Annotated in this window: 22 protein-coding genes; 12 read left to right on the top strand and 10 right to left on the bottom strand. The window is 33.0% G+C overall.

What is annotated here, in order from left to right:
- The 3 genes from BKH44_RS01040 to prfB form a co-directional block, all read right to left on the bottom strand.
- Entirely contained in the window at positions 1–1,284 is a 1,284-nt protein-coding gene (locus BKH44_RS01040; RefSeq protein ID WP_095269224.1) for a peptidase U32 family protein, read from the bottom strand.
- A complete protein-coding gene (locus tag BKH44_RS01035; RefSeq protein ID WP_095269223.1) occupies positions 1,284–1,979 on the bottom strand; it encodes a chemotaxis protein in 696 nt (231 codons plus the stop codon). The genes BKH44_RS01040 and BKH44_RS01035 overlap by 1 nt, the downstream gene beginning before the upstream one ends.
- A 67-nt stretch (positions 1,980–2,046) precedes the next feature.
- Positions 2,047–3,138, bottom strand: a complete 1,092-nt coding sequence (gene prfB / locus BKH44_RS01030; RefSeq protein WP_095269222.1) for a peptide chain release factor 2 — start codon at positions 3,136–3,138, stop codon at positions 2,047–2,049.
- A gap of 255 nt (positions 3,139–3,393) precedes the next feature.
- On the opposite strand from prfB, the gene gdhA reads away from it, so the two are divergent.
- Complete coding sequence (gene gdhA, locus BKH44_RS01025; RefSeq protein ID WP_095269221.1) at positions 3,394–4,740, top strand: NADP-specific glutamate dehydrogenase; 1,347 nt, start codon at positions 3,394–3,396, stop codon at positions 4,738–4,740.
- A 126-nt stretch (positions 4,741–4,866) separates the two neighbouring features.
- On the opposite strand, the gene icd is transcribed toward gdhA, so the two are convergent.
- Positions 4,867–6,159, bottom strand: coding sequence for an isocitrate dehydrogenase (NADP(+)) (gene icd / locus BKH44_RS01020; RefSeq protein WP_095269219.1), 1,293 nt, complete (start codon positions 6,157–6,159; stop codon positions 4,867–4,869).
- Positions 6,160–6,336: 177 nt separating this feature from the next.
- Between icd and BKH44_RS01015 the strand changes: the two genes are divergently transcribed.
- Positions 6,337–7,620, top strand: coding sequence for a citrate synthase (locus tag BKH44_RS01015; protein WP_095269218.1), 1,284 nt, complete (start codon positions 6,337–6,339; stop codon positions 7,618–7,620).
- On the top strand, positions 7,621–8,562 hold the full coding sequence (locus BKH44_RS01010; protein ID WP_095269216.1) for a bile acid:sodium symporter family protein: 942 nt from the start codon (positions 7,621–7,623) through the stop codon (positions 8,560–8,562).
- A gap of 3 nt (positions 8,563–8,565) precedes the next feature.
- On the opposite strand, the gene BKH44_RS01005 is transcribed toward BKH44_RS01010, so the two are convergent.
- The 5 genes from BKH44_RS01005 to BKH44_RS00985 form a co-directional block, all read right to left on the bottom strand.
- The gene (locus BKH44_RS01005; protein WP_095269215.1) at positions 8,566–9,513 is read right to left on the bottom strand and encodes a linear amide C-N hydrolase; all 948 of its coding nucleotides are present in this window, start codon (positions 9,511–9,513) and stop codon (positions 8,566–8,568) included.
- A 14-nt stretch (positions 9,514–9,527) separates the two neighbouring features.
- The gene (locus tag BKH44_RS01000; RefSeq protein WP_095269213.1) at positions 9,528–11,120 is read right to left on the bottom strand and encodes an MFS transporter; all 1,593 of its coding nucleotides are present in this window, start codon (positions 11,118–11,120) and stop codon (positions 9,528–9,530) included.
- Positions 11,121–11,258: 138 nt separating this feature from the next.
- The gene (locus tag BKH44_RS00995) at positions 11,259–11,807 is read right to left on the bottom strand and encodes a hypothetical protein (RefSeq protein WP_095269212.1); all 549 of its coding nucleotides are present in this window, start codon (positions 11,805–11,807) and stop codon (positions 11,259–11,261) included.
- The gene (locus BKH44_RS00990; RefSeq protein WP_095269210.1) at positions 11,804–13,888 is read right to left on the bottom strand and encodes a TonB-dependent receptor; all 2,085 of its coding nucleotides are present in this window, start codon (positions 13,886–13,888) and stop codon (positions 11,804–11,806) included. Before BKH44_RS00990 ends, BKH44_RS00995 begins: the two co-directional genes overlap by 4 nt.
- A gap of 172 nt (positions 13,889–14,060) precedes the next feature.
- Entirely contained in the window at positions 14,061–14,879 is an 819-nt protein-coding gene (locus BKH44_RS00985) for a CPBP family intramembrane glutamic endopeptidase (protein WP_219349876.1), read from the bottom strand.
- Positions 14,880–15,329: 450 nt separating this feature from the next.
- Between BKH44_RS00985 and BKH44_RS00980 the strand changes: the two genes are divergently transcribed.
- The 9 genes from BKH44_RS00980 to BKH44_RS00940 all read left to right on the top strand — a co-directional run bounded on the left by BKH44_RS00980 (position 15,330) and on the right by BKH44_RS00940 (position 25,120).
- On the top strand, positions 15,330–17,594 hold the full coding sequence (locus BKH44_RS00980; RefSeq protein WP_095269208.1) for a TonB-dependent receptor: 2,265 nt from the start codon (positions 15,330–15,332) through the stop codon (positions 17,592–17,594).
- A 164-nt stretch (positions 17,595–17,758) separates the two neighbouring features.
- Positions 17,759–18,760: an ABC transporter permease gene (locus BKH44_RS00975; protein ID WP_095269373.1), complete on the top strand. Its 1,002-nt coding sequence runs from the start codon at positions 17,759–17,761 to the stop codon at positions 18,758–18,760.
- A 1-nt stretch (position 18,761) separates the two neighbouring features.
- Positions 18,762–20,309 (top strand): ABC transporter ATP-binding protein, encoded by a 1,548-nt coding sequence (locus tag BKH44_RS00970; RefSeq protein WP_095269375.1) that lies wholly within the window; start codon positions 18,762–18,764, stop codon positions 20,307–20,309.
- 89 nt (positions 20,310–20,398) lie between these two features.
- Positions 20,399–20,602, top strand: a complete 204-nt coding sequence (gene rpmE, locus BKH44_RS00965) for a 50S ribosomal protein L31 (protein ID WP_095269207.1) — start codon at positions 20,399–20,401, stop codon at positions 20,600–20,602.
- 4 nt (positions 20,603–20,606) lie between these two features.
- Complete coding sequence (gene rsmI, locus BKH44_RS00960; protein ID WP_095269206.1) at positions 20,607–21,470, top strand: 16S rRNA (cytidine(1402)-2'-O)-methyltransferase; 864 nt, start codon at positions 20,607–20,609, stop codon at positions 21,468–21,470.
- On the top strand, positions 21,467–22,144 hold the full coding sequence (rlmB, locus tag BKH44_RS00955) for a 23S rRNA (guanosine(2251)-2'-O)-methyltransferase RlmB (protein ID WP_095269204.1): 678 nt from the start codon (positions 21,467–21,469) through the stop codon (positions 22,142–22,144). Before rsmI ends, rlmB begins: the two co-directional genes overlap by 4 nt.
- A 1-nt stretch (position 22,145) precedes the next feature.
- Entirely contained in the window at positions 22,146–23,075 is a 930-nt protein-coding gene (locus BKH44_RS00950) for a hypothetical protein (RefSeq protein ID WP_095269202.1), read from the top strand.
- Positions 23,075–23,899: a hypothetical protein gene (locus BKH44_RS00945; RefSeq protein WP_095269200.1), complete on the top strand. Its 825-nt coding sequence runs from the start codon at positions 23,075–23,077 to the stop codon at positions 23,897–23,899. The genes BKH44_RS00950 and BKH44_RS00945 overlap by 1 nt, the downstream gene beginning before the upstream one ends.
- A gap of 12 nt (positions 23,900–23,911) precedes the next feature.
- Positions 23,912–25,120 (top strand): LL-diaminopimelate aminotransferase, encoded by a 1,209-nt coding sequence (locus tag BKH44_RS00940; RefSeq protein ID WP_095269199.1) that lies wholly within the window; start codon positions 23,912–23,914, stop codon positions 25,118–25,120.
- A gap of 5 nt (positions 25,121–25,125) precedes the next feature.
- On the opposite strand, the gene BKH44_RS00935 is transcribed toward BKH44_RS00940, so the two are convergent.
- Entirely contained in the window at positions 25,126–26,691 is a 1,566-nt protein-coding gene (locus BKH44_RS00935) for an amidohydrolase (RefSeq protein WP_095269197.1), read from the bottom strand.
- Between the last annotated feature and the right edge of the window lie 253 nt (positions 26,692–26,944).

Genomic DNA, 26,944 nt, shown 5'->3' with positions numbered 1-26,944 from the left:
TTATTGATTTGCTTTTATCCTTAAAAAACTATATGGAGGTAGTTTTTTTGGGAGTTTAACAGGATTGATGTTGCCACTATGAATTTCTTCTAGTTCTTTATTATCTTTGAGGATGATTTTATTCAAAATCAGATAATACCTATCATTGTATTGATATATTTTGCCTGTATCATTATTAAAAGGTTCAATTTTTATATGAGCTGGAGCAATTATTTCATAAGCTTTTCCTATTTTAGTTGTGTATTTGCATAAAAAATATTCTCCACTTTCATCAACTTCTCCATTGACTTGATAATCCCCTTCACTTATAGCTGTGGAATGATTTTGCGTATCAAGTCGTTCAAATGGACGTCTGATGAGGTAGCCATCTGTAAAACCACGATTTTTAAGTGTTTGGAGTTCAAATTGATAGATTTGAGGTCTTTGTTCGTTGTTATAATAATCATCAATAGCCATTTTATATGTTCTTGTTGTTATACCTGCATAGTAAGTAGATTTAGTTCGTCCTTCTATTTTTAGTGCATCAATAACACCAGAATCAAGAATTTCTGCAATATGGCTAGAGAGATTTAAATCTTTAGCATTGAAGATATGCGTCCCTACTCCTTCTTCCTCTTCAAGTCTCATCATTACGCCATTGTCGGGATTTTTGACATAATACTCATAGTCAAATCTACAATCATTCGCACAACTGCCACGATTAGGGACTCTACCATTTTGTAAGGCAGAAATCAGACATCTTCCAGAAAATGCAAAACACATACTCCCGTGTACAAAAATTTCAAGTTCTAAATCCGGGATATGTTTTTTGATTTGTGCAGCATCGCTCAGACTTAGTTCTCTTGCAGCAACGATTCTTTTTACCCCCATTTCATAAAAGACCTCTGCATCTAATACATTCAATACATTTGCTTGAGTGGATAGGTGTATAGGGATATGAGGGGCAATTTTTTTACTGAGTTTTACAACACCTGGAGTAGCAATGATAAAGGCATCTGGATTGAGTTCAGCCATTTTTTGTATATGGGTTTCAAGGAGTTTGAGTTGAGAATTAAAGGGAAAGCCATTGATAGTAACAAATACTTTTTTATTCAATGAATGTGCATAATCAATCCCTTCTTTGAAACTTTTTATATCAAATTCTTTGCTTGCACGGTTTCTAAGTGAAAAATGGCTTACTCCGCCATAAACAGCATCTGCTCCATAATTTAATGCAATTTTAAGTTTAGTAAGATTGCCTGCAGGGGATAATAATTGAACTTTTTTTGGTGCTATTTGAGGCATTATTTTTTGCCAAATGAGGCAATGAGTGCTTCAATATCATCTTCATTGGCTAAATCATCTTTGCTATCGCCGGCTATATAGGTTGCTGAACTAGCTCTTTTATCATCATCAATCTTTCCTTCAAAAAGTGAATTCATATATTGAGTTAAAGCCCTCATTACATTGATGACACGTTCAATTTTTTGTCGATGTATATCTTGAAATTGCATTATATCCATAGCTTGCATTGATGAATCAAGACAATCATTGGCACTCTCATCAATAGATTTTAATGTTTTGAGTATTGCAGTGGTTTCTTCCAAAGAAGTTTGAAATGTATCGACTTGAGGGAATTTTTTAGATAATTTTTCAAAAATTTCTTGATGTTTTTCAAGGTAATCTTTGATTTCTTTTGAGGCTTTGATGATATTGTCTGATTGATGGTTTATATAGTCAAGTTGATCAAATATCTGGGTAGCTTTGACTTCAGAATCTTTTGTAACATCATCAAGTTGATGAACAACTTTGTGTTCATCAGTAGGGGGTGGGGGAGGCCATTTTTTCCCTGCTTCTATTTTGTAATTTTTGGCATCCATAAAATCAGTATTTGAATCTTGATTTTGCTCTGTAATATGTTCTTGTATGTTTTTTTTGATATCTGTGCTATCGTCTAAATCTCCAGACATTATGAGTGCGTCTAGTTCTTCTTGAGTCATTGATTCTCCTTATAAGGAATTTATCTTAATCATTATAAAGTTTTTTTAGTATATTTTAGATTAAATATTAAGATTTTGATACTAATACCCCTTCAATAATATCATCAATATCGCCATCAAGGATTGCTTCTACATTGCTATAGGCTAGATTACTCCTTGCATCTTTTACTTGTTGATAAGGAGCAAGTACATAACTTCTGATTTGATGTCCCCATCCAATTTCGCTTTTTTCTTCACTTGAGTTTGCAGTGTTTTGTTTTTCTAGTTCTAGTTCATAGAGTTTGGATTTTAGCATTTTGAGTGCAGTGGCTTTGTTTTTATGTTGACTCCTGTCATTTTGACATTGGACAACAATTCCACTTGGCAAATGTGTGATACGGATTGCAGATTCAGTTTTGTTCACATGTTGACCTCCTGCACCGCTTGCACGATAGGTATCAATCCTCAAGTCTTTTTCTTCAATCACAATATCAATATCATCATCAACCTCAGGACTTACTTGCACGCTTGCAAAACTAGTATGTCGCTTTGCATTTGCATCAAAAGGAGAAATCCGAACGAGGCGATGGACACCATTTTCGCTTTTCATATAGCCATAAGCATTTTCACCTTTTATTAAAAAAGCAACTCCTTTGATACCCGCTTCTTCTCCATCTTGATAGTCTAAAATCTCAGTTTTAAACCCTCTGCGTTCAGCCCATCTTAAATACATTCGATACAATATACTCCCCCAATCTTGACTCTCTGTTCCTCCAGCACCTGGCTGTATAGTAACGATTGCATTTGCTCCATCATTTTCACTGCTTAGCATTACTTCTATTTCTACTTTTTTTATGCTTGATTCCAATGAATGACCTTCTATAAAAAGCAGTTCTAAAGTATTGGTATCATTATCCATTGAAGCAAGCTCAAAAAGTTCACAAGCATCATCTATTGATGATTTTGCATTGTTGTAAGTTTGTAGGAGTCGTTGGATTTTTACTTTTTCTTTATTTATTTCACCAGCTTTTTTTGCATCATTCCAAAACTCTGGATTTTGTTGGGCTTGTTCAATTTCTTGGAGTCTTGTATTTAGTTTATCAGGCTTGATGATTTTGGTAATGTTTTCACATTTATTTTTTAATTCTTTGAGTAATTCGCTGTATTCATAAGAATCCATTTCAAGCCTTTAGGTTATGTTTGATATGAAAGAATTCTACAAAAATATTGTATAGTTAAAAATAAAATTCAGTTCAATATTAGGAATAAGATATTCTAAAATATGATTAAAAAATTTTATAAAATCTCTCAGGATTTGACCATAAATTACAAGTATTAAAAAATAATGATTTTTTTATGATTATCATGAGGGTTTATTTTTGTTAGGATAGAATAAAACCTTAAATGAGTTCAAAAACTAAAATAAGGATCTTTAATGTATGTAGAAAATGTGATTGAAAAAGTTAAACTCAAATATCCTGACCAAAAAGAATTCCATCAGGCAGTCCAAGAAGTTTTTACCTCATTAGCTTTGGTCATAAAGAAAGACAAAAAATATCAAGAAAGTGCTATTTTAGAGCGGTTGGTAATACCTGATAGGGAAATTTATTTTCGTGTTAACTGGGTAAATGATGTAGGTAAAATCCAAGTCAATCAAGGCTATAGGATTGAGTTTAATGCTGCTATTGGTCCTTATAAAGGCGGTCTGAGATTTCATCCTAGTGTGAATGCAGGGATTATCAAATTTTTGGGTTTTGAACAGGTTTTTAAAAATTCTTTGACTACGCTTCATCTTGGTGGGGGAAAGGGTGGGAGTGATTTTGATCCAAAAAATAAAAGCGATGGTGAAGTGATGCGATTTTGTCAGGCTTTTATGAATGAACTTTATCGTCATATTGGTCCTTATACAGATATTCCTGCAGGAGATATTGGAGTTGGCGGAAGAGAGATTGGTTATTTGTTTGGACAATATAGAAAATTGACTAATCGTTTTGAAGGAGCATTGACAGGAAAACGATTTGATTGGGGTGGGAGTTTGATGAGACCAGAAGCTACAGGATATGGATGTGTTTATTTTGCAGAAGAAATGTTAAAAGAACGTGGAGAAACCCTTGCAGGAAAGATTTGTACAATTTCTGGAAGTGGTAATGTAGCGATTTATACAGTAGAAAAACTTTATCATTTGGGTGCTAAACCTGTCACTGTGAGTGATTCAAAGGGAATGATTTATGATGAGGCTGGTATTGATGTTGCTTTATTGAAAGAACTCAAAGAAATAAAACGAGTCAGCTTAGAAGAATATATTAAATTTAGAACCAATGCCAAATATATTAAAGTTGGTGATTACAAAGAAGATACTAATGCAGTCTGGAGCATTCCTTGTTTTGCTGCATTCCCAAGTGCAACAGAAAATGAACTCAATGGAAAAGATGCTAAAACTTTATTGCAAAATGGTTGTAAATGTGTTAGTGAGGGTGCTAATATGCCTTCAACTTTAGAGGCACTTGATTTATTCTTGAGAGCTAAGATTTGTTATGGACCTGCAAAGGCTGCAAATGCTGGGGGAGTTGCAGTCAGTGGATTGGAAATGTCTCAAAATGCAAGTATGCATCCTTGGGATTTTGAAACAGTGGACAAAAAACTTCATAATATTATGGAAAATATCTTTAGTATTTCTTCCCAGACTGCCAAAGAATTTGCAGAACCTACCAACTTAGTTTTAGGTGCTAATATAGCAGGTTTTAGAAAAGTTGCAGATGCGATGATTGATCAGGGGGTTTGATTCTAAACTATTAATATTATATACAATACCCTTTAAAATTTTATTTAAGGGTATTGTAACATTTTGTATTTTCTAAAAATTGGAATTTTAAGCTTTAAGCTAATTTTGATTATAAAAAATGAATTTTTACATATAGCTTATCATTATATCAGCAAATTCAGAGCATTTGATTTCTTTTGCATTCTGCATTAACCTTGCGAAGTCATAAGTTACTTGTTTGGATTCGATAGCTTTTTTCATTGATTGGACAATCAAGTCAGCTGCCTCTATCCATCCCATATACCTTAACATCATTTCAGCACTTAAAATAAGTGAACCTGGATTTACTTTGTCTAGTCCAGCATATTTTGGAGCAGTTCCATGAGTGGCTTCAAACATTGCTACACTATCATTCAGGTTTGCACCTGGTGCGATACCAATACCTCCAACCATTGCAGCAAGTGCATCAGAAATATAATCACCATTGAGATTCATCGTAGCTATGACATCATATTCTGCTGGTCTGAGTAGGATTTGTTGCAAAAAAGCATCAGCTATCATATCTTTTATGATGATTTCTTTGCCAGTTTTTGGATTTTTGAATTGACACCAAGGTCCTCCATCTATTTCTATTGCATTAAATTCATTTTTGGCAAGAGCATAACCCCATTTCATGAATGCACCTTCAGTGAATTTCATGATATTGCCTTTGTGTACTAGAGTTACTGATGACCTGTCATTTTCAATAGCATATTGGATAGCTTTCCTTATCAATCGTTCGCTTCCTTCTTTGCTGACAGGTTTGATACCTATGCCACTACTTTCTGGGAAACGGATTTTAGTAACTTTCATTTCATTTTGTAAAAATTGAATGAGTTTTTTTACTTCATGGGTTCCTTGAGCAAATTCAATACCAGCATAAATATCTTCACTGTTTTCTCGGAAGATAACCATATCGACTTTTGAAGGCTCTTTAATAGGGCTTGGACTGCCATACCATCTGACAGGACGTAGACAAACATAAAGGTCTAGCATTTGACGTAGTGCAACATTAAGAGAACGGAAACCTTCCCCAATGGGTGTTGTCAAAGGTCCTTTTATGGATATTTTAAAATAATTTATCGCTTCAATAGTATCAGGTAATAACCATTGCTCCATAGGAGTGAGAGAAGATTCATTTTTAAATTTGTTGTAGCATTTTTCTCCAGTAAATACTTCATACCAATGTATTTTTTTTTCGTTTTTGTAAGCTTTTGAAACCGCACTATCAATCACTTTTAGCATTGCGGGTGTGATATCTACACCAATACCATCCCCTTCTATATACGGAATGATAGGGTTGTTGGGTATATTAAGTTTACCTTCTTTTGTAAGTGTGATTGCCTCTCCATTTTGAGGGAGTTTTAAGAATTTTGGATTGTAACCATTAAAATTTGACATTTCAATTCTCCTTATTAAAATTTAAATCATATTGTGTAGTTTAGCACTAAAAAACACAGAAATATAAAAATATGATGAAGTATTGACTTATTTTAAGTGTTTATGTGTAAAATAGTGCTTATACATGAAAAGATTGTCAAATGACAAAAATCAATCCATTTATGAAAGGAAACTAAAATGGGAACAATCACTTTAATCAATAATACTACCAAAGAGAAGTTTGATTTTGATCTGATTGAGTGTACTAGGGGACCTAAAGCAGTCAATTTTTCAAAACTATTTGAAACAACAGGTATATTTTCTTATGATCCGGGTTATGGTTCTACTGCAGGGTGTGAATCCACTATTAGCTATATAGATGGCAAAAAGGGTGAATTGCTCTATAAGGGACATTCAGTTCAAGAACTTGTAGCTAAATATAAATTCAGCGATGTTTGTAAGCTTCTTATCAGTGATGAATTACCTAAGAATGAAAAAGAATCGCTTGAATTTGATTTAGAATTACGTCATCGAAGTTTTTTACACGAAGGTTTTATCAATCTTTTTTCTGCTTTGCCAGATGGAGCTCATCCTATGGCGACTCTTTCTTCGGCTGTTTCTATCCTATCTACATTGTATTTTGATCATAAAGATATGGAAGATGAAGATGATTATCAAACCATGGCTCGTAGGATTATTGCAAAAATCCCTACAATGGTGGCTTTTTGTTATCGAAATGCTGTTGGAGCTCCTTTTATCTATCCAGATATTACAAAGTCTTATGTTGAAAATTTTCTTTATATGCTTCGTGCTTATCCTCATGGTAAGCTAAAACAAACATTAGATGGAGAGCAAGAAATTTCATCTTTGGAAATAGAAGCTTTGGATAAAATTTTTACATTACATGCTGATCATGGACAAAATGCTTCCACGACTACTGTAAGGAATGTAGCTTCTACGGGCGTACATCCTTATGCAGCTATCAGTGCTGGTATTTCAGCTTTGTGGGGACCTGCACATGGGGGTGCAAATGAAAAAGTACTCAGACAACTCAATGAAATTGGTGATGTAAAAAATGTGGATAAATTCATTGAGAGGGTAAAGGATAAGAATGATTCTTTTAGATTGATGGGATTTGGTCATCGTGTATATAAAAATTATGATCCAAGGGCAAAAGTGCTAAAAGGACTTAAAGATGATTTGGATAAAAAAGGTATAAAAATGGATACTCATTTGAGTGAAATAGCACAAAAGGTTGAAGAAGTCGCTTTGAATGATGAATATTTTATTGAAAGGAATCTCTATCCTAATGTGGATTTTTATTCAGGTATTATCCTCACGGCATTAAAAATCCCTGTGCAGTTGTTTACTCCAATATTTGTAATTGGGAGGATGCCTGGATGGTGTGCACAGCTTTTAGAACATATAAAAAATCCACATGCTAGGATCACGCGTCCTAGACAAGTATACATTGGCAAATAAATGAATTTTTTAAAACAAAGTGCTTCTTTTGCAGGCAAATACCTTGCAATGATTGTAGTTTTTTTTGCAGGCATGGCTTTGTTTTTGCCTCAATATTTTAATTTCATTCGTTCTGATTTTATTGCTCCTTTATTGGGAGTTATTATGTTTGGGATGGGCTTATGTATCCGTATGCAAGATTTTAAGATACTTTTTTTGAAACCAAAGGAAGTCATCATTGGAGGGTTTGCTCAATTTTTAGTGATGCCTTTGTTGGCTTTTGTGCTTATTAAAATTTTTGCTTTGCCTGTAGAGCTTGCTATTGGTGTGATTTTGGTAGGGACAAGTCCAGGTGGGACTGCTTCTAATGTCATTACTTATCTTTCAAAAGGAGATGTTGCACTTTCTGTAGCTATTACAAGTTGTACAACATTCCTTGCTCCAATTATTACTCCTGTATTGATTTATTTTTTTGTGGGAAAAGATGTAGAAGTTGATGTTTATAATATATTTTTAAGTATTGTGCAGGTTATTTTAATACCTATTGGTTTGGGTATGTTTGTCCATAAGTTTTTTCCAAAATTTTCTAAGCATTTTGAAGAAATCCTGCCTTTAATATCTACAATTGGTATCGTAGCGATTATTGTTTCTATCGTAAGTGCAAATGCTTCAAAAATTTTATCAAGCAGTTTTATCATTGTATTGGTGGTGATTTTGCATAATTTGTTTGGTTATTTGTTTGGTTTTTTGATTGGTAGATTTTTTAGATTTTCAGTTTCTAAGATCAAAGCAATTTCCATTGAAGTGGGTATGCAGAATTCAGGATTAGCTGCAAGTCTTGCTGTGATTCATTTTGCTGCATATCCTCTTGCTGCAGTGCCTGCTGCAATCTTTAGTGTATGGCATAATATATCAGGAGGTATTTTGGCAAGTATTTTTGTAAAAATAAATGAAAAGAAGTGAATTTTAGGTCATTTTCTTAAGGACGATTGGATTTTTTGCATCAAGATAATTTTTCAAACCAAATACTTCCAAGTCTAAACCATCATGATGTTTTAAGTAATAATTAAGTTCAATGTTATCCATTATGGCAATGTATTGTGTGATTTCAAATACTTTATCTTTTTTCATTGCACCAAAAGGAATATCAAATTGATGTAGTATCCTTAATGCTTGTTTGACTCCTTTGAGGTTGTCTTCAAATATCGGAGAATTACGTACAAAAAATGCTGCTCTAATGAATCGTGAAGTTGGTGTAAAATCTCCAGGAAGTCCCATAGAGGTACTTCCCCAGCCATAAGGGTTTATCCCTTCAAAGTCGTGATTGTTTTTTTCTTCTGCTTGAAGGTGAGTATAATTAGATAGATTTTGGATATGCCAGGGGAATTGCGGGGAGTTGGTCATTACTCTGATTTTACTTTCATAAATCTTGAGTTCTTTGTCTTGAGGTTCTATGACTAAAAAACCACCTTGTTTGTCAAACAATGCAATATGAAGGGCTAGGACTGATTGAGTCCCTTCAAAAGGTATTTGAAGCATTTCAATATCTTTTAAAAATTCTTTTGCTTCATTGCAATTCTTTACATTTCCTAACAAAAAAGGGAATAAATCCTGAGGAGTAAAAGAAAGATTTTTACTTGGGTTTTGTGGGTAAGAACTCAAGTGAGGGAACAGATTTACACTTCCTGAAAGCCCATGTTCATTTATTCCATCACAAAGAGAGTATAAGCCATAATGACTGCTACCTAAAATAGCATATCGATTGGGGATTTTTTGATTTTGAGCATTGGGTATGCAAAAACCTTTAGGAAGAACTAAAGTATTGAAATGCTCATAATTTCCTGGAGTTGGGCTTTCCATACTTCTAGCACTTATGAAACCTTTTTTTGTTTGTAATGAAAATGCAGTACACATTGTTTTTGAACTCCTTATTCTTGTTTTGTATGAAATTTAGGGATATGGCTTGTGCCAAAAAGCGATAAAAAGGCTATAAATGCAGCAAAAAACATTGCTATTTTTGAAATATGAAGTCTGTCTGAAATATAGGCATTTTTTAAGATAGATTGATCGGAAGGATTTTGATTGGAAATCAGAGAGTTGAATTGTTGATTGCTCATAAAACGGAATTTTTTATCATGGAGAAAGTTTTTTGTCTCTTCAGAAATAGGCTGTTTTTGAATGGTATTAGAATAATGTAAGGGCAACATAAATGTCAAAAACATCCCTAAAAGTGCGATAATAATTGATTCTCCTATATTTCTTGTAGTGGCTTGTATGCCTCCACTTTGTTGTGCATCTCTTTTATTTACAGAGTTTGCTACAACGCTGTCTGCTTGAGAGGTCAATATACCCATCGCTGCACCACAAAAACTAAGACCAATATACATCAACATATTTACTCCATTAGCTTCCATGCCAAAACCACATAAGATAAATCCTATGATGAAACTAACATAAGCTATCCTGATAGCCAACTGTCTGTTTATGTCAGGGAAAAGTTTGGGTACACCCATAGAAAAAAGGATCATCATAATTGAGGCAGGTAATACGGCTATACCTGTTTGTCCAGCACTGAAACCAGCTACTAGCATAAAAAAAGGATCAATAACAATAATGATAGCACCCAATCCGCCAAATACCATTGCACAACCATATAATCCATTTCTGACTGCAGGGTTGGAATAAAAACTCTTTGGCAATAGGGCAGAGCCGTGTTTTTCTTCAATTTTTTTCTCTATCGGTATTAGGATTGTCAATAAAATAATGCCAATGAGGATGCTCAAAAGTGCTGGGGAGATTCCAAAAAATTCAAAAGGAGGTTTAATAGGTGTTATCAATCCCCAAACTGATATTTTATTAATACCTATGACAAACAAAAATAGTCCAAGAGAGGCAATAATTGTCCCGATAAAATCAAAGCGAATTTTTTTGTTCTCAGTGCTAGTTTGTGGGATAAAAATACTCATTATTAACACAATAATAAAATAAAAACCCAAAATTGCAAAAGCAAATCTAAATCCAAAAAAATCAATAATATAACCACCCACAACCATACCAAATATTTTTGCAATACCAGTAGCAGTGCCAATAAAACCAAATGCTATTGCTCTTTGCTTGTTTTCATAAATAGCTGCTACTAGACCCAATACAGAAGGAATGAGTAAGGAAGCACCCAAGCCTGTTAGCACTCTGCCTACCCAAATAAAAAAAGTGATATTAGGGGAGAATGCAAGGCAAAATTCTCCTATAGATATCATCACCAAGCCTATTCTAAGGGTATTTTTGAGCTTAAGGACAATAGCAATGAGTCCACCAGCTATCATAAAAGAGGCGGCAATAAGAGAATAGACTGAATTTGCCAAAGAAATATCAGAAATATTGGCATTAAGGTTTGAGATAATCGCACTCGCACCGATAGCTAAAAAATTATTATCCGCACTTGTGCCAAATTGTCCCATACATAGGACTATTAAGGGTAATATTAAGAATGCTGTATTTGAATTTTCTTTCAGGATTTTCATAAGATTTCCTCAAGATTTGATTGAAAGATAAATCATTTTAGAATGATTTATCTGAAAGCTTATGGTTGAGTGTAAAATAGATTTATGGTTTTTACAAAAAGTTACATTTTGTTTGGTGGATATATGGCTAGAGGAGAACTAAAATGAACTCCAATAAGCTATAAACGATGTAACCCCTAATCCTAAAAAGAATGTTATCCAAAGGGGTTTTTTATATTTGGAATGTCTGATCATAAGGATTCCACTAAGATAAAATATACCTAAAGCGATACCAAAACAAATACCTAAAACATCAAAATACCATCTCCCTTGTGCGAAATGCAAAGCTAGGAGATTGCTAATAAAATCTCTTTGAAATGTTTTGATGATTAAAATATCTTTTTCTTGTTTGATTTGAGCAATATAACTCATCACGCCAATTTCAATACCTTTTTTGTCTCTTGTAGGTTTTGGAGTTTTGTCATTAGGGATTTTGAGTTGATTGGATGATAAAAAATCAAGTAAAAAATCTTTGAGTTCTTCTGTTAGTAAAATCTCTTTTGGATTGTGCTTGATTTCATAAGTTTGGGTTTTGATATTTCCATAATAGCCTGTTAGGAAAAAAATACCACTCAAAGCATATATAAATGCTAATGGCAAGAAAAATAAGCTTGAATACAGATGGATAGAGTGTAATTTCTTTTTCATAATTTTATACCAAGCTCAATACCAATGTTTCTTAAATTTTGTAATTGTGAATAATATGGTTTTCCTTCACCAAAATTGTAGGCATAGCGATAATGTTTGTAGTTTCCAAGATTGTTGCCATAAAGTCTGATTTGTATATTTTTCATCTCAAGTCTTAAAGAAGCGTCAAATAGAGCGTAAGGATTTTGTTTTACAAAATTTTGATTATCAAAATAAGTTGTTGAGTAGTATTGTAGGTTTAGATTAGCATAAAATTTTAGGTTACTTAAAGAATAGAAATTGTAATCCACATTTGCATTGAGGGAAACATCTGGAGCAAAGGTGAGGTAATTGTTAGTGATATCTAGTTTGGTGATAGGGTCATAACTATTTTTGAATCGTGAATTGCCTATGTTTGTATTGAGCGAGAACAAAAGACTTTCAATGGGGTTATATGATACATTAAGTTCTAAACCTGTGCTTTGGGCATTGCCTAAGTTTGTCAAAGTTATTTTTCCTCCAGCAATACCAGCAGGCTCTTGTCTATCAGTGATATAAATATAATAATAAGCTGCTTGTAAACTTAGCTTATCACCAAAAAAGAAGGCTTTATAACCAATTTCTCCATTATAAGAGATTTCAGGATTGAAATGATTTTTATAGGCTTCAGAAAATATAGCATTTGGAAAACCTCCGGGTTTAAAACCTTCCGAAAAAGACACATAGACTCGATTATCATCATTGATTTGATATCCAAGTGCGATTTTTGGAATCAATCGTTGGTATTGATAAAATCCTTTAAAAGAATCGAAGCCTTTTTGAAGAGGGTGCTCAACTGTATAGTTGATATCTGATGTCCCATACTGATACCTCAGACCAAAAGTAAAATCAAAAACTTTTAAAAAAGAGATTTTATTTTCATTGAAGATAGCGTATTGATTAGTGATGAGATGATTAGAGGCTCCATTGAGTTTGCCATCGGGGAAATTTTTTAGCGTATCAGGGGTTTGGTGATGAAAATTTGCATTGGAAAAATAAAATCCCACAATAGAGTTGCTCCCATTTTGATATTTTTTGACAAAGCGAAGTTCATCAGTGATTTGATTTTGTTTTTCATACCAATCACCCCATTGTGTGTCTTGATAAAGGTTTCTTCTTTGGAATGAGAAAACATTATAAAAATCAATGTTTTCAAAACGATAACCTAGCTTTAGGGCATATGTATCTACTCTGCGTTGCACGAAAGGGACAAAACCACTGAATACTAAATCTTTGAACTCTGTAGGGTTGAGGTAAATAGAATCGTGTGTTTTTACATCATCAGCAGAATAATTCAAGCTTGCATAAAAAGGATGATTTTTTGGTTCTAATAATAAAGTAATATTGCCTAATAGCATATTGTATGTATCGACTTTTAACCCTGTGATTTTTTGTTTTATTTGCCCTGAAAAATAAGATTTTTCTAGATTACCTCGCATATATAACCAATCTTTGATGATAGGTGTGGAAATAGTGATGAGTGCATTTTGTTTGAGGAGAGAGAAGTTTGTACGTATATTTGTTTTTGGGGTATTGGTTTTGGATGTGTTGGTGATGATGTTTAGGATACCGGCTTGAGCATTTTCTCCATAAAGAGTGCTTTGAGGACCTCGCAGGAGTTCTACTCTTTCTACATCTATCAATGATTGGTTGATAAAAGCCATATCTTGAGGGATGCCATCAACATACAATCGTATGCTTGGAGAATAGTAATACCCTGCATGTATGCCTCGCAATGTAACAGAAGGATAACCGATATTTCCTGAACTCGTAATGATGAGTCCTGAAAAGACTTTACCTAACTCTTGAGTATTTGTAATACCTAATTTGTCAAGTTCTTTGCCTGTCGCAATGGAAAGTGAAGAGTCGCTTTGAAATGCTAATTCTTCAATTTTGTTTGAAGTCGTTGTGATGGATTTTAGCTGGTAAGAATTTTTGGATTCTATAAAATCATTAAAATCATTATCAGGTGGAGGGGAGGTGCTTGGATTATCTGCAAATAATAAGCTAGACAACATTAAAAAACCCAAATTAAATTTTTTAAAACTATTTTGTTTTGTCACTTTATTTTCCTTTTGTAGTAAATATTATTTAAAAATGATTATTATAATTATTAATAACTTAAGGAAGAATAAATGATTCAAAAATATTCTGTTTCGAATAAGAAAAAAACATTGTCTTAAGGAGAAGAATTGTAAAGATTTAATTTTAGAGTAGACTGGAGAAAAGGTTTTTTTAAGCTCTATACATTGGATAGGTGAAGAAAAGTAAATGTGTTAGATTGAACCCAAAGTGGAATAAAGTGCTTATCCATAATTTCCCGCTCCACATCCAAGCAATACCATAGATAAGTCCTGCCAAAATAGCAAAAATCACTAGCAAGTATCCACCTGAATAATGCATCATACCAAATAAAATAGCAGTGATGAATAATGCAATCAAGTTGCCTGTGATTTTAGATAAACGTTGTTGGATATAACCGCGAAAAAGAGCTTCTTCAGCAAGTGAAACAAAAAATAGATTTGCTAAAGCAAATTGCCATAACCAGTTTGGAAAATGTGGTTCAATTTTTAATCCCCCTATTGCCATAGCAATTAGCAATAAGAGAGGCACAGATATAACAAGTAAAATCCAGTGCCACCAAACTTGTTTTTTTGATGTCCCTGCATTAAAAAGAGTTGGCACTATCATGAATAAAATAAATGGTATGAGTGCTTTGTCAAAGTTAAAGTACATAGTGTAAGGAGTGCTATGGGGACCTATAGTTACCTTATCAAGAATCCTTAAATTCTCAATACCAGGCAAAAAATGTAATACCAATAAAATTGTTGAGATAAACAATAGTATTTCTGTAGGGATACGGAGTGTGGTATTGGAATATTGATGTAAAAACCCAATGCAAGCAATGGTCAGCAAACAGGCTAATGCAATTGGTGTGAGTACTCCTTCGAAAATACCCAAGACAATAGAGATGAATAATAATGTGATAGCTAACATTTTCTTTGAAGAAAGAAAACCTAATGAAGTAGCTAAAATAAACCACATAATAAACATAAAAATCCTTTTTAAGAGTATTTTGATATTATATTATTGCTATAATATATAAAAATTATTTTAATATATTATCATATTTATATAAAAGATTGTTTTTAATGTTTTATTAGTATTTTTCCATATATTAATGGATTCATTAAGGATTTTTTGTTGAGATTTTTAGGGATAAAGCTTTCTGATAGTCTATGATTTAGACATTTGAATAATTTATAGAATAAAATTTGTATTTGGGTTGTTTTTAGTATTTTGCTCTTCCATATTCTTCAATGTCGTTTATTTTCTTACAAATATCAAAAAAATATAACACTTGTTTTTTGATTACGATTAATTTTATTTGATTTTATTGAAAAATAAAATTATAACTATATTTAATAAAATTTTAATAATCATTATTATAACCTTCGTATATTGAAAAAAATTCATAAAAAATTCACGATAAAAAGGTTTAGAATGAAAGTATTTAGAAAAGCTTTAATTGCAAGTTCAATGGTTTTGTTTCCTTTGCTCACATTTGGAGATGAGCTAGGTGGAGAATCAGAAAAGAGTTATCTTCTTCAAAAGTCAGTTGTATCTGCGACTGGTTTTGCTCAGGATATAAAAGAAGCACCCGCTTCTATATCTGTAGTGGATGAAAAAAGTCTTCAAGAAGTAGATTATCATGATTTGGCAGAGGCGGTATTCAATCTACCGGGTGTAGATATTGGTACAGGACAGGGTAAAAGTGGTGGATATGAAATTTCAATTCGTGGGCTTCCTGCAATCTATACATTAATATTAATGGATGGTTTGAGGCAGAATGTGGCTGGGGATGTAGGTACTCAAAATTATGGTTGGGCTCAGGCTTTGAATGTTTTTATGCCTCCGAGGGTTGCTATTGATAGGATAGAGGTTATTAGGGGTCCTATGAGTACTTTATATGGAAGTGATGCTATTGGTGGTGTAGTCAATGTGATTGTAAAAAAACCCAATATGAAGAATTGGGAAACTGCCTTTGAGCTTCAAAGTACAATCAATGAACGTAGACAATTTAGTGATTATTATGGGGTGAATTTTTATACTTCAGGACCTATTGTGAAAGATAAATTAGCCTTACAACTCAGAGGGATGTATTTTTATAGAACCCCTTCAAATGTCCAGTTTACATATACTGATATAGATGGAGTAAAAAAAGAAGCAACTCCAGGCTATATTGGGAATCCTTCAGAGGGAAATGCTTATAATATCGGATTGAGGTTAGCCTATGCAATGGATGAGTCGAATTATTTTTATTTAGATGTTGCTAATGGTTATCAAAACTATGACAATCGTAAAAAACAGCTTGGAGATTTTACTTCTTCTCCAAAATTTTACATAAATTGGCGGACAAACTCTGTATTGGCACATTTAGGGAACTATTCTTGGGGTAAGACAAAAACAACTTTACAATACAACAATACAACAAATTTGGGTCGTGTGGTTCCGTATGTCATTTCGCCAACGAATCCAGATCACGAAAATAGGGATATTAAGGGAAATGATATGATATTGCAGTCTCAAGCGGCTATCCCTTTGTATACTAATAGTTGGTTTGCTGATACGCTTACTGTTGGAGCACAATATTGGCTCCAAACATTTCATGATGCACCTTATGGGACTAATAAATACCCTTGGAGTCATGATGGCACTAAAACAGCAGCAAAAGACACCACACTCACTGATAAAAATGAAATTATTTATGCTACTCCAAATGGTATCAATACAGCTAAAAGCCAGATAGCAATATATGCAGAAGATGAGGCGAGTTTCTTAGAGAGTATCACATTGACTTTTGGAGGACGATATACATATGACCAGCAATTTGGTAATAATTTCTCTCCAAGGGGCTATCTTATTTATGATCCTTTTTCTTGGATCCAATTGAGGGGGGGGGTCTCCACATCGTATAGGCAACCTTATGTGAGCGAGACTACAGACTTGGCATTTGGCTATGGAGCACAAGGAGGGTTACCATTTTTGGGTAATTCAAAATTGAAGCCAGAAACTTCTGTGAGTTATGAAGCTGGATTTGCACTAGATTTTGATCCGATAACTTTCAGTGCGACCTATTTTAGGAATGATTATAAAAATAAAATCAACCGTTTATCGCTTGCTTATGGTGACCCTGGATGTATCAACCCTCATGTGGTGGGGCATGATAGCTCAACAAATGGATGTAGTACACTTACTAATGTTGATGAAGCTTTTACTCAAGGCGTTGAAGTTGTTTTTGATGTCAAGCCTATTTATGGATTTCATTTCAATGCAAACTATACTTTTACTCATAGCAAGCAATTGAGTGGTGGATCAAAAGGTGATCCAGTCACAAACACTCCTCAAAATCAAGTCAATGTTACAATGGGTTATAATATATTAGGTAAAGCAGATGTTTATTTACAAGGGGTATATAAATCTGAACGATACCGCAATCAGAGTGGAAAAACTTTGCAAAATCTTCAGAAGAATTTGGGTAATTATAAAGCTAAATGGTATTTGCCTTATTATGTATTCAATCTTGGGGTTAACTATCGTATTGATAAAAACTTTCGTGTGAGTTTTGGTATTCAAAATCTTTTGAATACCAATTTTATTGATTATTATGCTTATGGCAAAAAAGGTGCTGGAGATCAAATCACAAATCTATGGAATTCTAGCTATGAAGGTAGACGTTATTTCATCACTTTGTCTACAACATTTTAAGCCATCAAAATCCTTTACCATAAGTTAATAGCTTATGGTAAACATATTTCTTATTTATCAAGATTTTTTCTTCTATAGTTTTTTGGTAAAAATTTATTTTTTTTATGTAAAATTTGAAGAAAAAGGAAAATAGAATGGGCTTTTTGAAATTTTCAGAGTCTGTAATGATATATAGACGTTGGAGAATCTTCAAAGCCAATAAAAGAGCTTTTTATTCTTTGTGGATTTTTATTTTGATGTTTATGCTTTCAATGGGTGCAGAATTTTTTGCCAATGAAAGACCTTTTTTTATCTATAAAGACTCTAAGGCATATTTTCCTATGTTTGTGAGTTATCCTGAAAAAGTCTTTGGTGGAGATTTTTATACAGAACCTAATTATAATGATCCTTATGTCAAAAATTTATTAAAAAATGCTTTTGTTATTGATGCCCCCATCCCTTATAGCTACAATACGATTGTGATGGATTTAAAAAGTCCTGCCCCCACATCTCCAAACTCCAAGCATTGGCTAGGTACAGATGATCAGGCTAGGGATGTGTTAGCTAGATTGATTTATGGGTATCGTGTGTCAATATTTTTTGGACTGGTATTGAGTATTTTTAGCGTGATAATAGGAGTAGGTATAGGTGCTTTACAAGGATATTATGGGGGTTTAAGTGATTTATTTGGGCAAAGATTCATTGAGATTTGGAGTGGCATACCTATATTATTTTTATTGATAGTGATTTCTAGTTTTTTAGAGCCAAATTTTTGGTGGGTTTTAGCTTTAGTTTTAGCTTTCAGTTGGATGGGGTTGAGTGGTGTTGTGAGGGCAGAGTTTTTACGTGCGAGGAATATGGATTATGTAAAGGCTTCTAAGTCGCTTGGAGCTAGTGATTTGCGAATAATTTTTTATCATATTTTACCCAACGCACTTGTAGCTACGATTACTTATATTCCTTTTATCATGGCTGGTAGTATTGCAACTTTGGTGAGTTTGGATTTTTTGGGTTTTGGTATGCCTGTAGGGAGTGCTTCTTTAGGAGAGTTGCTCAATCAGGGAAAAAATAATCTTTCTTCGCCACACTTAGCTATTGTAGGTTTTTTATCTGTAAGCTTGCTTCTTTCGGTGCTTGTATTTATCGGAGAAGGAGTTAGGGATGCATTTGATGCCACTACAAAATGAAATCTTAAAAATTTCACATTTGAACTGTAGTTTTGAAGAAGGTTTTTGTCTGAAAGATATATCTTTAGGAATAGGCAAGGCTCAAAGAGTTGGTCTGGTAGGTGAGTCAGGAAGTGGGAAAAGTTTGATAGCCAATATCATACTTCGTTCGCATTTGCCTATTGCTATTCAATCAGGTGTGATTGAATTTGAGGGTTATGATTTGCTTACTTTAGATGATGATTTTATGAGGAAGATTCGTGGTAGAGATATTGCTTATGTTGCTCAAGAACCCCTTTCAAGCCTAAATCCATTGCAGAAGGTTGGATTTCAAGTTTTAGAGTCTTTATTATTGCATTGCCCATATTTGAGTAAAAAAGAAATGTGGAAGAAAGTTGATGAAGTCTTTTTGCAGACAGGTTTAGAGCTTGGACTCAAAAATCGTTATCCATACCAGCTTAGTGGTGGTCAGAGGCAAAGGGTTAGTATTGCTATGGGGATTGTGAATCGACCAAAAATTTTGATTTGTGATGAACCTACTACAGCTTTAGATGCGAATATTCAAAAACAGATTTTAGAGCTACTAAGGACATTGGGTGAGCAAAATCAAATAGCAATTTTGCTTATCAGTCATGATTTGGGTGTGATTAGGGGATTTGTTGATAGGATATATGTAGTTAATAAAGGTAAAATATGTGAAGAAGGACAGACACAAAATATTTTTGAAAAACCTAAAAATGCTTATACTAAAAAACTTTTAGATTCTTTAAATTTGCCAAAAAAATCTATTTTACCCACAAATAAAAAGATTTTTGAGGTTAAGAATTTTGGGATTATTTATGGCAAAAAGAAGATTTTTTTTAAAACAGATTTTAAGCAAGCACTTTTAGGGATAAATTTTTCAATGTATGAGAGAGAAACTTTGGGTATTGTGGGAGAGTCAGGTAGCGGGAAAAGCAGTTTGGCTATGGGGATATTAAAACTCATAAAAAGCCAAGGAGAAGAATATCTTTTGGGCAAGAGGGTTGATACTTTGAATCAAAAAACATTTAAGCCTTACCGGAAGGATATTCAAGTTGTTTTTCAAGATCCATATGCTTCTCTCAATCCAAGAATGCGGGTCAGAGATATTATTTCGGAAGCTCTTAGATTGCAATATCTTCAAGCAAATGATTATCACGTATTGATTGAAAAGATTTTAGATGATGTGGGTTTGGATGGTGATTTTGCCAATTTTTTCCCATATCAGCTTAGTGGTGGGCAGAGACAAAGAGTTGCTATTGCTAGAGCTATTATTTTGAAACCCAAGATTATTGTCCTTGATGAGCCAACTTCAGCACTTGATAAGAGAATGCAAAAAATTATATTAGAACTTCTTTTAAGGTTACAAGAAGAGTTTGGCTTGAGTTATTTGTTTATTAGTCATGATTTAGATGTGATTGAAGCAGTTTGTGATAGGGTAATAGTACTCCAAAATGGTAGATTGATAGAGAGTGGTAGTGTTATGGATGTGTTTGGTAAGCCTAAGGAGTTGTATACAAAAAGTTTGATAGAATCTAGGATAAGGTAAAATTACTATAAAATTTAATAAAATCTAAGGAAATATAAGTTATAATCCTTAGCTTAAATTTAAGACTGTCAAGTTTCAAGGAATAGTAAATGAAAAAAGGCATCCATCCTGAATATATCCCATGTAAGGTTACCTGTGTCACGAGTGGAAAAGAGATAGAGGTTATGAGTACTAAAAGTGAGCTTAGGATTGATATTTCTAGTTTTTGTCATCCTTTTTATACAGGTAGTGATAAAATTGCAGATGCTGCTGGTAGAGTTGAAAAATTTAGACAAAAATATAATTTAAAATAATGTCGTGTTGACTTTTTTGCCTACGCCTATAGGTAATCTTGCTGATGTTACTATCAGGACATTGCAAGTTTTAGCTCAAGCTTCTATTTTGATGTGTGAAGATATTAGAGTTAGCAAAAGATTAGTTTCCCTTTTTAAAAAAAATCCCCTGATACAATCAAATTTTAGTCATATTTTTGTTGAAAAAGAATTTGTTTCTTTTCACTCTCATAATGAAAAAGAATTTTTACACAACATTCAAAGAGATTTTTTTGTTAAAAACAATGTCGTTTTTATGAGTGATGCAGGAATGCCTTGTGTCAGTGATCCAGGTATGTCTTTAGTGGCTTATGCTATTGAAAATAATATTACTTATGATGTTTTGCCCGGACCTTGTGCAGCAATCAATGCTTATTGTTTTTCTGGAATCAAAACAGATGGTTTTTTGTTCGGTGGATTTTTACCTCCCAAACAACAAGATAGGAAAAATAGAATTATAAATCTTTTGGAGAGTTGTGCTAGGTTTGAGCAAAATATTTCGATAATTTTGTATGAGAGTCCTCATAGGATTTTGGAATCTTTAGAGGATATTGCTTCTTTGTGTCCAGATGTTTATTTGTATGCTATCAAAGAAATGACGAAAATCCATCAAAAGTATTTTGTAGGTTTGAGTTCTGAAGTTTTTTCTCAAATCAAAACGTCTAATATTAGTGGAGAATGGGTATTGGTATTAAAATCAAATCGTGATGTTGAACCTACTTTATCTTTGCATCAAATCCAGCATCTTGATATACCTCCAAAGATTAAAGCCAAAATACTTGGAAAACTCCAAAATGCAGATATAAAATCTATTTATAAAAAAATTTGTGAACAAAGTGATAAGCGATGATTGTTTATGGAAAACAAGTTGTATTGCATTTGGTGGAATCATACCCACAGTATATTGAAGAAATATATTTAGCCAAAGAGGTTGAACCTAAAATATTTTCTTTGATAGCTAGGGATAATCGTGCTATTGTTCGTTTGGATTCTAAAAAGGCTCAAGCAATGTCAAAAGGAGGGAATCATCAAGGGTTTTTAGCTAGGATTGTTCCGCCTGTAAGTCTTGCATTTAAAGAGATAAAAAAATATAATAAGATTTTAGTCTTGTGTGGTATTACTGATGTTGGGAATATTGGAGCAATTTTTAGGACAGCTTATTGTTTAGGCATTGATGGCATTGTATTGAGCTTGTGTGAAAATTTTTCTTATGAGGGTGTATTGCGTTCTAGTGTCGGATCTATGTTTGATATGCCTTTTTGTGTGAATAAAAATGTTTTAGATGTCATAAATGAGCTAAAAAATGAGAATACTTATTGTTATGGAGCCGACATTAGGGGTGAAAATATTAAAAGTATCCAAATAAAAGATAAATGGGCTTTATTTTTAGGTGCTGAAGGAGAAGGATTGAATAAGAAAATTTTATCAAAACTTGATAAAATAGTTAGGATTGAAATGAAAAAAGATTTTAATTCTCTTAATGTAAGCGTAGCTGCTGGTATCTTGATAAATAGGATGTGTTGATATGGAAGAGGCAATATTGGTACTCAAAAAAATTGGTGTCAAAGAGATTAGCAAAACCACTAAAATTTCAATGAGTAAAATTGAAGATATACTTGAAAAAAGATTTTCAAATCTTCAAAGGGTTAGGGTAGTAGGTTTTTTAAATATCCTAGAAAGGGAGTATAAGTTAGATTTGAGTCAGTGGCTTGAAGAATATGATGAAAATATTTTTTTTGATGTAAATACTTACGAGCAAATCCCTACTGTTAATAATGAGGGTTTTGGTGTTGGTAGCTTGAATTTTGATACACAAAAGCAAAAGGATGATTTGATAGAACAGAGGAAGAAACAATTTGTTTTAAAAAAGAGATTTTATCTTTCTTTGATAATTGTAGTTATAGTATTGGTGGGTTATTTTATGTATAAAAGTTTTTTTGGAAATAACCAATCAAAAACTACTTTGTCACAAAATCAAGCATTGCAAATAAATAAAGAACCAAAAAGCGATGAACTTTCAGAAAATACTGAAGGACAACAAGATTTTACCTCACAAAAAAATCAATCTGAGGAATCTATGCCTCCTGCTGAAGATTCTCCTCAAAAAATCCCTAATGTGTCAACTCAAGAATCTTTATCATCCCAAATAACAATCAATCCAGATAAGGAACTTTGGATTGAAATCATAGATTTGAGTAACGGACAAAAATCAGAAACTATTACTTCTAAACCTTATTCTATAGAGACAGGGAATAATAAATTATTAATATCTTTTGGTCATGGTGAGTTTGAATTAAGAGAAGGGAATAAGGTTGAGCATTATAGCAAGTCTTATCCTATGCGTTTTTTATATACTCCAAATGATGGCTTAACGCATATCAAATATACACAATATTTAAAATTAAGCAATAAAAATACTCAAGATATAAAGGATAATGCAGGTGGCAAAGATTAATGATTTTTAGGATTATTTTTTATTTTGGTTTGTCATTGTGTATGGTTTTTGGTGATGCTTTAGATGACAAGATACAAAACCTCATTGGAATGCAATCTTATAATGTAAATAGAAATTTTATTGATAGGATTTTTCAAAATAAAAATGATTTTTATACTGATGGTAGGATTGATATTCAAAAACTCATGGCAACCTTGAAAGATAATGGTTTATTGGTTTTAAAATTTAAAGAACCTGCAGAACTCAATGTTGCATTTGTATCACAAACAACACCAATTTTCCTAACTCGTAGTATCAATAGCACACTTTCTTCAATGGGTTATTCATATTTTGCAGTTTCAAAGGCTGAGTATATTGATGGTATTGCTAAAATAACTTTTAGCTTTTCTACAGAACATGCTTTAGATCCATCTATTGTAATCAATGAGCTTCTTAAAAGAGGGTATTTTTTTACAGATATTAAGAGAAATTCTATTTATGATTGGGAATATGATATTGAATTGATAGATCCTAAGCTTGCTAATGCTAGAGAAATATCATCTGCTGATGGTATTATTGATGTGAGGGATGTGAGTGGAGAATATTGGTTCAGCACACAGGATAGTGGCAATATTGCTATCAAGGCAAAAACTTCTTCTTGGCATCCTAGGATCATACTTTATGACAAGAATTTGCAAATCATCAATCTTATCAATCAAACTACACCAACAAATAAAATAACTTTTAGTCTTTTGGATGGGGTTCGTTTCATTATGATTAGTGATACTCAAAATCCTGCTATAATAAAAAATGGCATTCAAATTCAGTTTGAGACTTCTGAATGATTAAGGTTTTTTATGTTTGATGAAATAGAGTTTGAAAAAATTAAACGTTTACCAAAATATGTTTTTGCCGCTATTAATGAAATCAAATCAGAAATGCGAGGGCATAATGAAGATGTCATTGACTTTAGTATGGGCAATCCAGATGGGCATACTCCTGAACATATTATTCAAAAGTTATGTGAGGCATCAAATAAGCCTAAAAATCAAGGGTATTCTGCTAGTAAGGGCATTTATAAGTTACGTTTAGGTATATGTAATTGGTATAAAAAAAAATATAATGTTGATTTAGAGCCCAATACAGAAGTCTGTGTGAGTATGGGAAGTAAGGAAGGCTATGTTCATTTAGTGCAAGCTATTACCAATCCGGGTGATAATGCTATTGTTCCTGAACCTGCTTATCCTATCCATTATTATGCTTTTATCTTAAATGGTGCAAATGTTGCTAGGTTTGGCATTAAATGGAATGAAAATATGGAGCTTTGTGAAGATAGCTTTTTTGCTAATCTTTCAAGAGTATTGAAAGAAGCTATGCCAAAACCTAAATTTGTAGTTGTAAATTTTCCTCATAATCCTACGACTGTAATTGTTTATAAGAGTTTTTATGAACGTCTTGTAAAAATGGCAAAACAAGAGAGATTTTATATCATTAGTGATATAGCTTATGCAGATTTGTGTTTTGATGGGTATAAGACTCCAAGCATTTTGGAAGTACAAGGAGCTAAAGATGTAGCTGTGGAGACTTATACATTGAGCAAAAGCTATAATATGGCAGGCTGGAGGATTGGTTTTGTAGTAGGGAATAAAAAAATGATTGAAGCCTTGCAAAAGATTAAAAGTTGGATTGATTATGGCATATATACTCCTATGCAAATTGCTGCTACTATTGCTTTGGAAGGATCTCAAGAATGTGTAGATTCTATTCGTTCTAAGTATGAGCAACGGATGGAAGTTTTGATAAAATGTTTTAAAGAAGCAGGCTGGGAAATGGCAAAGCCCAAAGCAAGTATGTTTATTTGGGCTAAGATCCCTCCTTGTGTAGAACATTTAGGTAGCTTAGAGTTCTCAAAACGATTGTTAAAAGAGGCTAAGATTGCTTTGAGTCCGGGTGTTGGGTTTGGTGAAAATGGAGAAGGCTATGTTCGTATCGCACTCATAGAAAATGAGAATCGTATCCGACAAGCAGCAAGGAATTTAAAGGCTTTTTTAAAAACCTTTAAATAGTAATTTTAGACAACTTGTTTTCCATTGATATAAACTTCTTTTGGTAAGACTTCGCTTAATTTGCTAGTAGGCATAGTAAAAATATCTTTATCTAGAATCTGGAAGTTAGCATCATAACCAACTTCAAGCTTTCCTGTTTGAGTAAGACCCATAATTTTTGCTCCATTTATTGATAACATATCAATAGCTTTAGGAACACTTATAGCTTCTTTTTTGTTCATATCCTCACCATTTGCACTCACTCGATCTACGCTTGCTTGAAGTGAAACATATAGATTTTCAGGGTTTGCCCAAAGTGTTGCTGGAGCGTCGCTAGATAGGGTCGTCAACACATATTCATCATCTGTTTTCATTCCATAGGCTATGGATAATAGATCAGGTGTTAAATTATTTTTATAAGCAATATATTCAGCAAATAAAAATATAGGTTGTGGAGCGATACCAAAAGTCATTTTTGCTTCTTTGAGCTGTTTGAGCATTGGTACAGACATAATAGATGCATGTTCAAGGCGAATGGTAGGGGCGTCTTTTATCCAAGGATCTATATCTTTGAGTGTGTCAATGACAAACTGTATTGAAGCATCCCCCATTATATGGATAGCGATTTGTAATTGATATTTTTTGGCATAATCGACTGCTTCTAGCAATTCATCTTTATCCATTAGTTTCATTCCCTTGTCTTTGCTATTAGGATAATCTTTTTTCATAAAAGCTGTTCGTCCAGCAATACTACCATCCATAAATAGCTTTATCCCACCAATAAAAATATCTCCATGCTTCCTTATAAGAGGTTTTTTGCCATGTTTTTTAATGTCATTCCAATCATAGTAGAGTACAACTTTTTGTAAAAAACCTTTTTCTCTTGCTTTTTCATATAGTGTGATTTGATCGTAAGGTTCAAAAAGACTGACCATATCACTTACTGCACTGATTCCAAGCTCATTATATCTTTTGCCAAGTTTTAGGATTTGATTGATTATATCTTCAAAACTATCAGGCTTTTGTTTGTCTCTGATTAGATTAATAGCAGCAGCTTCATAAAAAATCCCATTAGGTTCACCATTTTCAAATCTACCGATTTTGCCTTTTTGAGGATCTTTGGTATTTTTGTTGATATTAGCTATTTCTAATGCTTTGGAATTGCAAGCAATAAGGTGATAGGATGAGTGATAGATCATTACAGGTTGTTTGAGAGAAACTTTATCCAAGTCTTTGCAGGTTGGAACTCTTTTTTCTTCAAGGACATTTTCATCCCATCCAAAACCCTCTATCCATTGATCGGAGTTGCCCGTATTGAAAGGTGATTTTTTAAGCACTTCAATCATTTCAGCAATCGAATTTACAATTGGTGGCAAACAAGGAGTTCTATCAATATTTTTTGCTACCATTGTAGGATGAGTGTGAGAATCAATAAATGTTGGGATGACAAATGCGTTTTTTAAATCAATAGCATTTTCATTTTTAATATCTGTATTTTTGCCCAGCCAAGAAATTTTGCCATTTTTAATCCCCATAGCTTCATAGAAAGCACCATTATCTTGAAAAACCTTAGCATTTTTAAAGTATTGCATTTTTACTCCTTTTTGTTTGTGGTTGTTTGTTTGTATTGTTTTTCTAGTCTGCTTTTGAACCAGATATAAAAAAATATATCAATAAATGATTAATATTTACAATTTTAATGATGAAGTATCTAGTTGGCTGGGTAATATATTTAGAAAAGCTTTTATTGCTTATATAAAATTTTCTAATACAGATTGAAGGTTGCTATATTATGCTTATTGAGTCTATCTTGTATTGAAAATTATATTAAAATATAATTTATTT

Origin of the sequence: Helicobacter sp. 13S00477-4 (assembly GCF_002272785.1) — a bacterium.
GTDB lineage: Bacteria > Campylobacterota > Campylobacteria > Campylobacterales > Helicobacteraceae > Helicobacter_J.
This window is presented reverse-complemented; position numbering and strand designations above follow the sequence as displayed.

What these genes read in the sequence shown, in the direction of transcription:
- BKH44_RS00935 (WP_095269197.1), bottom strand. Translation starts at nt 26,691, where the DNA reads ATGCAATACTTTAAAAATGCTAAGGTTTTTCAAGATAATGGTGCTTTC.
- BKH44_RS00995 (WP_095269212.1), bottom strand. Translation starts at nt 11,807, where the DNA reads ATGAAAAAGAAATTACACTCTATCCATCTGTATTCAAGCTTATTTTTC.
- BKH44_RS00940 (WP_095269199.1), top strand. Translation starts at nt 23,912, where the DNA reads ATGTTTGATGAAATAGAGTTTGAAAAAATTAAACGTTTACCAAAATAT.
- BKH44_RS01015 (WP_095269218.1), top strand. Translation starts at nt 6,337, where the DNA reads ATGGGAACAATCACTTTAATCAATAATACTACCAAAGAGAAGTTTGAT.
- BKH44_RS01005 (WP_095269215.1), bottom strand. Translation starts at nt 9,513, where the DNA reads ATGTGTACTGCATTTTCATTACAAACAAAAAAAGGTTTCATAAGTGCT.
- prfB (WP_095269222.1), bottom strand. Translation starts at nt 3,138, where the DNA reads ATGGATTCTTATGAATACAGCGAATTACTCAAAGAATTAAAAAATAAA.
- BKH44_RS00950 (WP_095269202.1), top strand. Translation starts at nt 22,146, where the DNA reads ATGGAAGAGGCAATATTGGTACTCAAAAAAATTGGTGTCAAAGAGATT.
- BKH44_RS01010 (WP_095269216.1), top strand. Translation starts at nt 7,621, where the DNA reads ATGAATTTTTTAAAACAAAGTGCTTCTTTTGCAGGCAAATACCTTGCA.
- BKH44_RS00945 (WP_095269200.1), top strand. Translation starts at nt 23,075, where the DNA reads ATGATTTTTAGGATTATTTTTTATTTTGGTTTGTCATTGTGTATGGTT.
- BKH44_RS00980 (WP_095269208.1), top strand. Translation starts at nt 15,330, where the DNA reads ATGAAAGTATTTAGAAAAGCTTTAATTGCAAGTTCAATGGTTTTGTTT.
- rlmB (WP_095269204.1), top strand. Translation starts at nt 21,467, where the DNA reads ATGATTGTTTATGGAAAACAAGTTGTATTGCATTTGGTGGAATCATAC.
- BKH44_RS00985 (WP_219349876.1), bottom strand. Translation starts at nt 14,879, where the DNA reads ATGTTTATTATGTGGTTTATTTTAGCTACTTCATTAGGTTTTCTTTCT.
- BKH44_RS01040 (WP_095269224.1), bottom strand. Translation starts at nt 1,284, where the DNA reads ATGCCTCAAATAGCACCAAAAAAAGTTCAATTATTATCCCCTGCAGGC.
- BKH44_RS01035 (WP_095269223.1), bottom strand. Translation starts at nt 1,979, where the DNA reads ATGACTCAAGAAGAACTAGACGCACTCATAATGTCTGGAGATTTAGAC.
- gdhA (WP_095269221.1), top strand. Translation starts at nt 3,394, where the DNA reads ATGTATGTAGAAAATGTGATTGAAAAAGTTAAACTCAAATATCCTGAC.
- BKH44_RS00975 (WP_095269373.1), top strand. Translation starts at nt 17,759, where the DNA reads ATGATATATAGACGTTGGAGAATCTTCAAAGCCAATAAAAGAGCTTTT.
- BKH44_RS01000 (WP_095269213.1), bottom strand. Translation starts at nt 11,120, where the DNA reads ATGAAAATCCTGAAAGAAAATTCAAATACAGCATTCTTAATATTACCC.
- icd (WP_095269219.1), bottom strand. Translation starts at nt 6,159, where the DNA reads ATGTCAAATTTTAATGGTTACAATCCAAAATTCTTAAAACTCCCTCAA.
- rpmE (WP_095269207.1), top strand. Translation starts at nt 20,399, where the DNA reads ATGAAAAAAGGCATCCATCCTGAATATATCCCATGTAAGGTTACCTGT.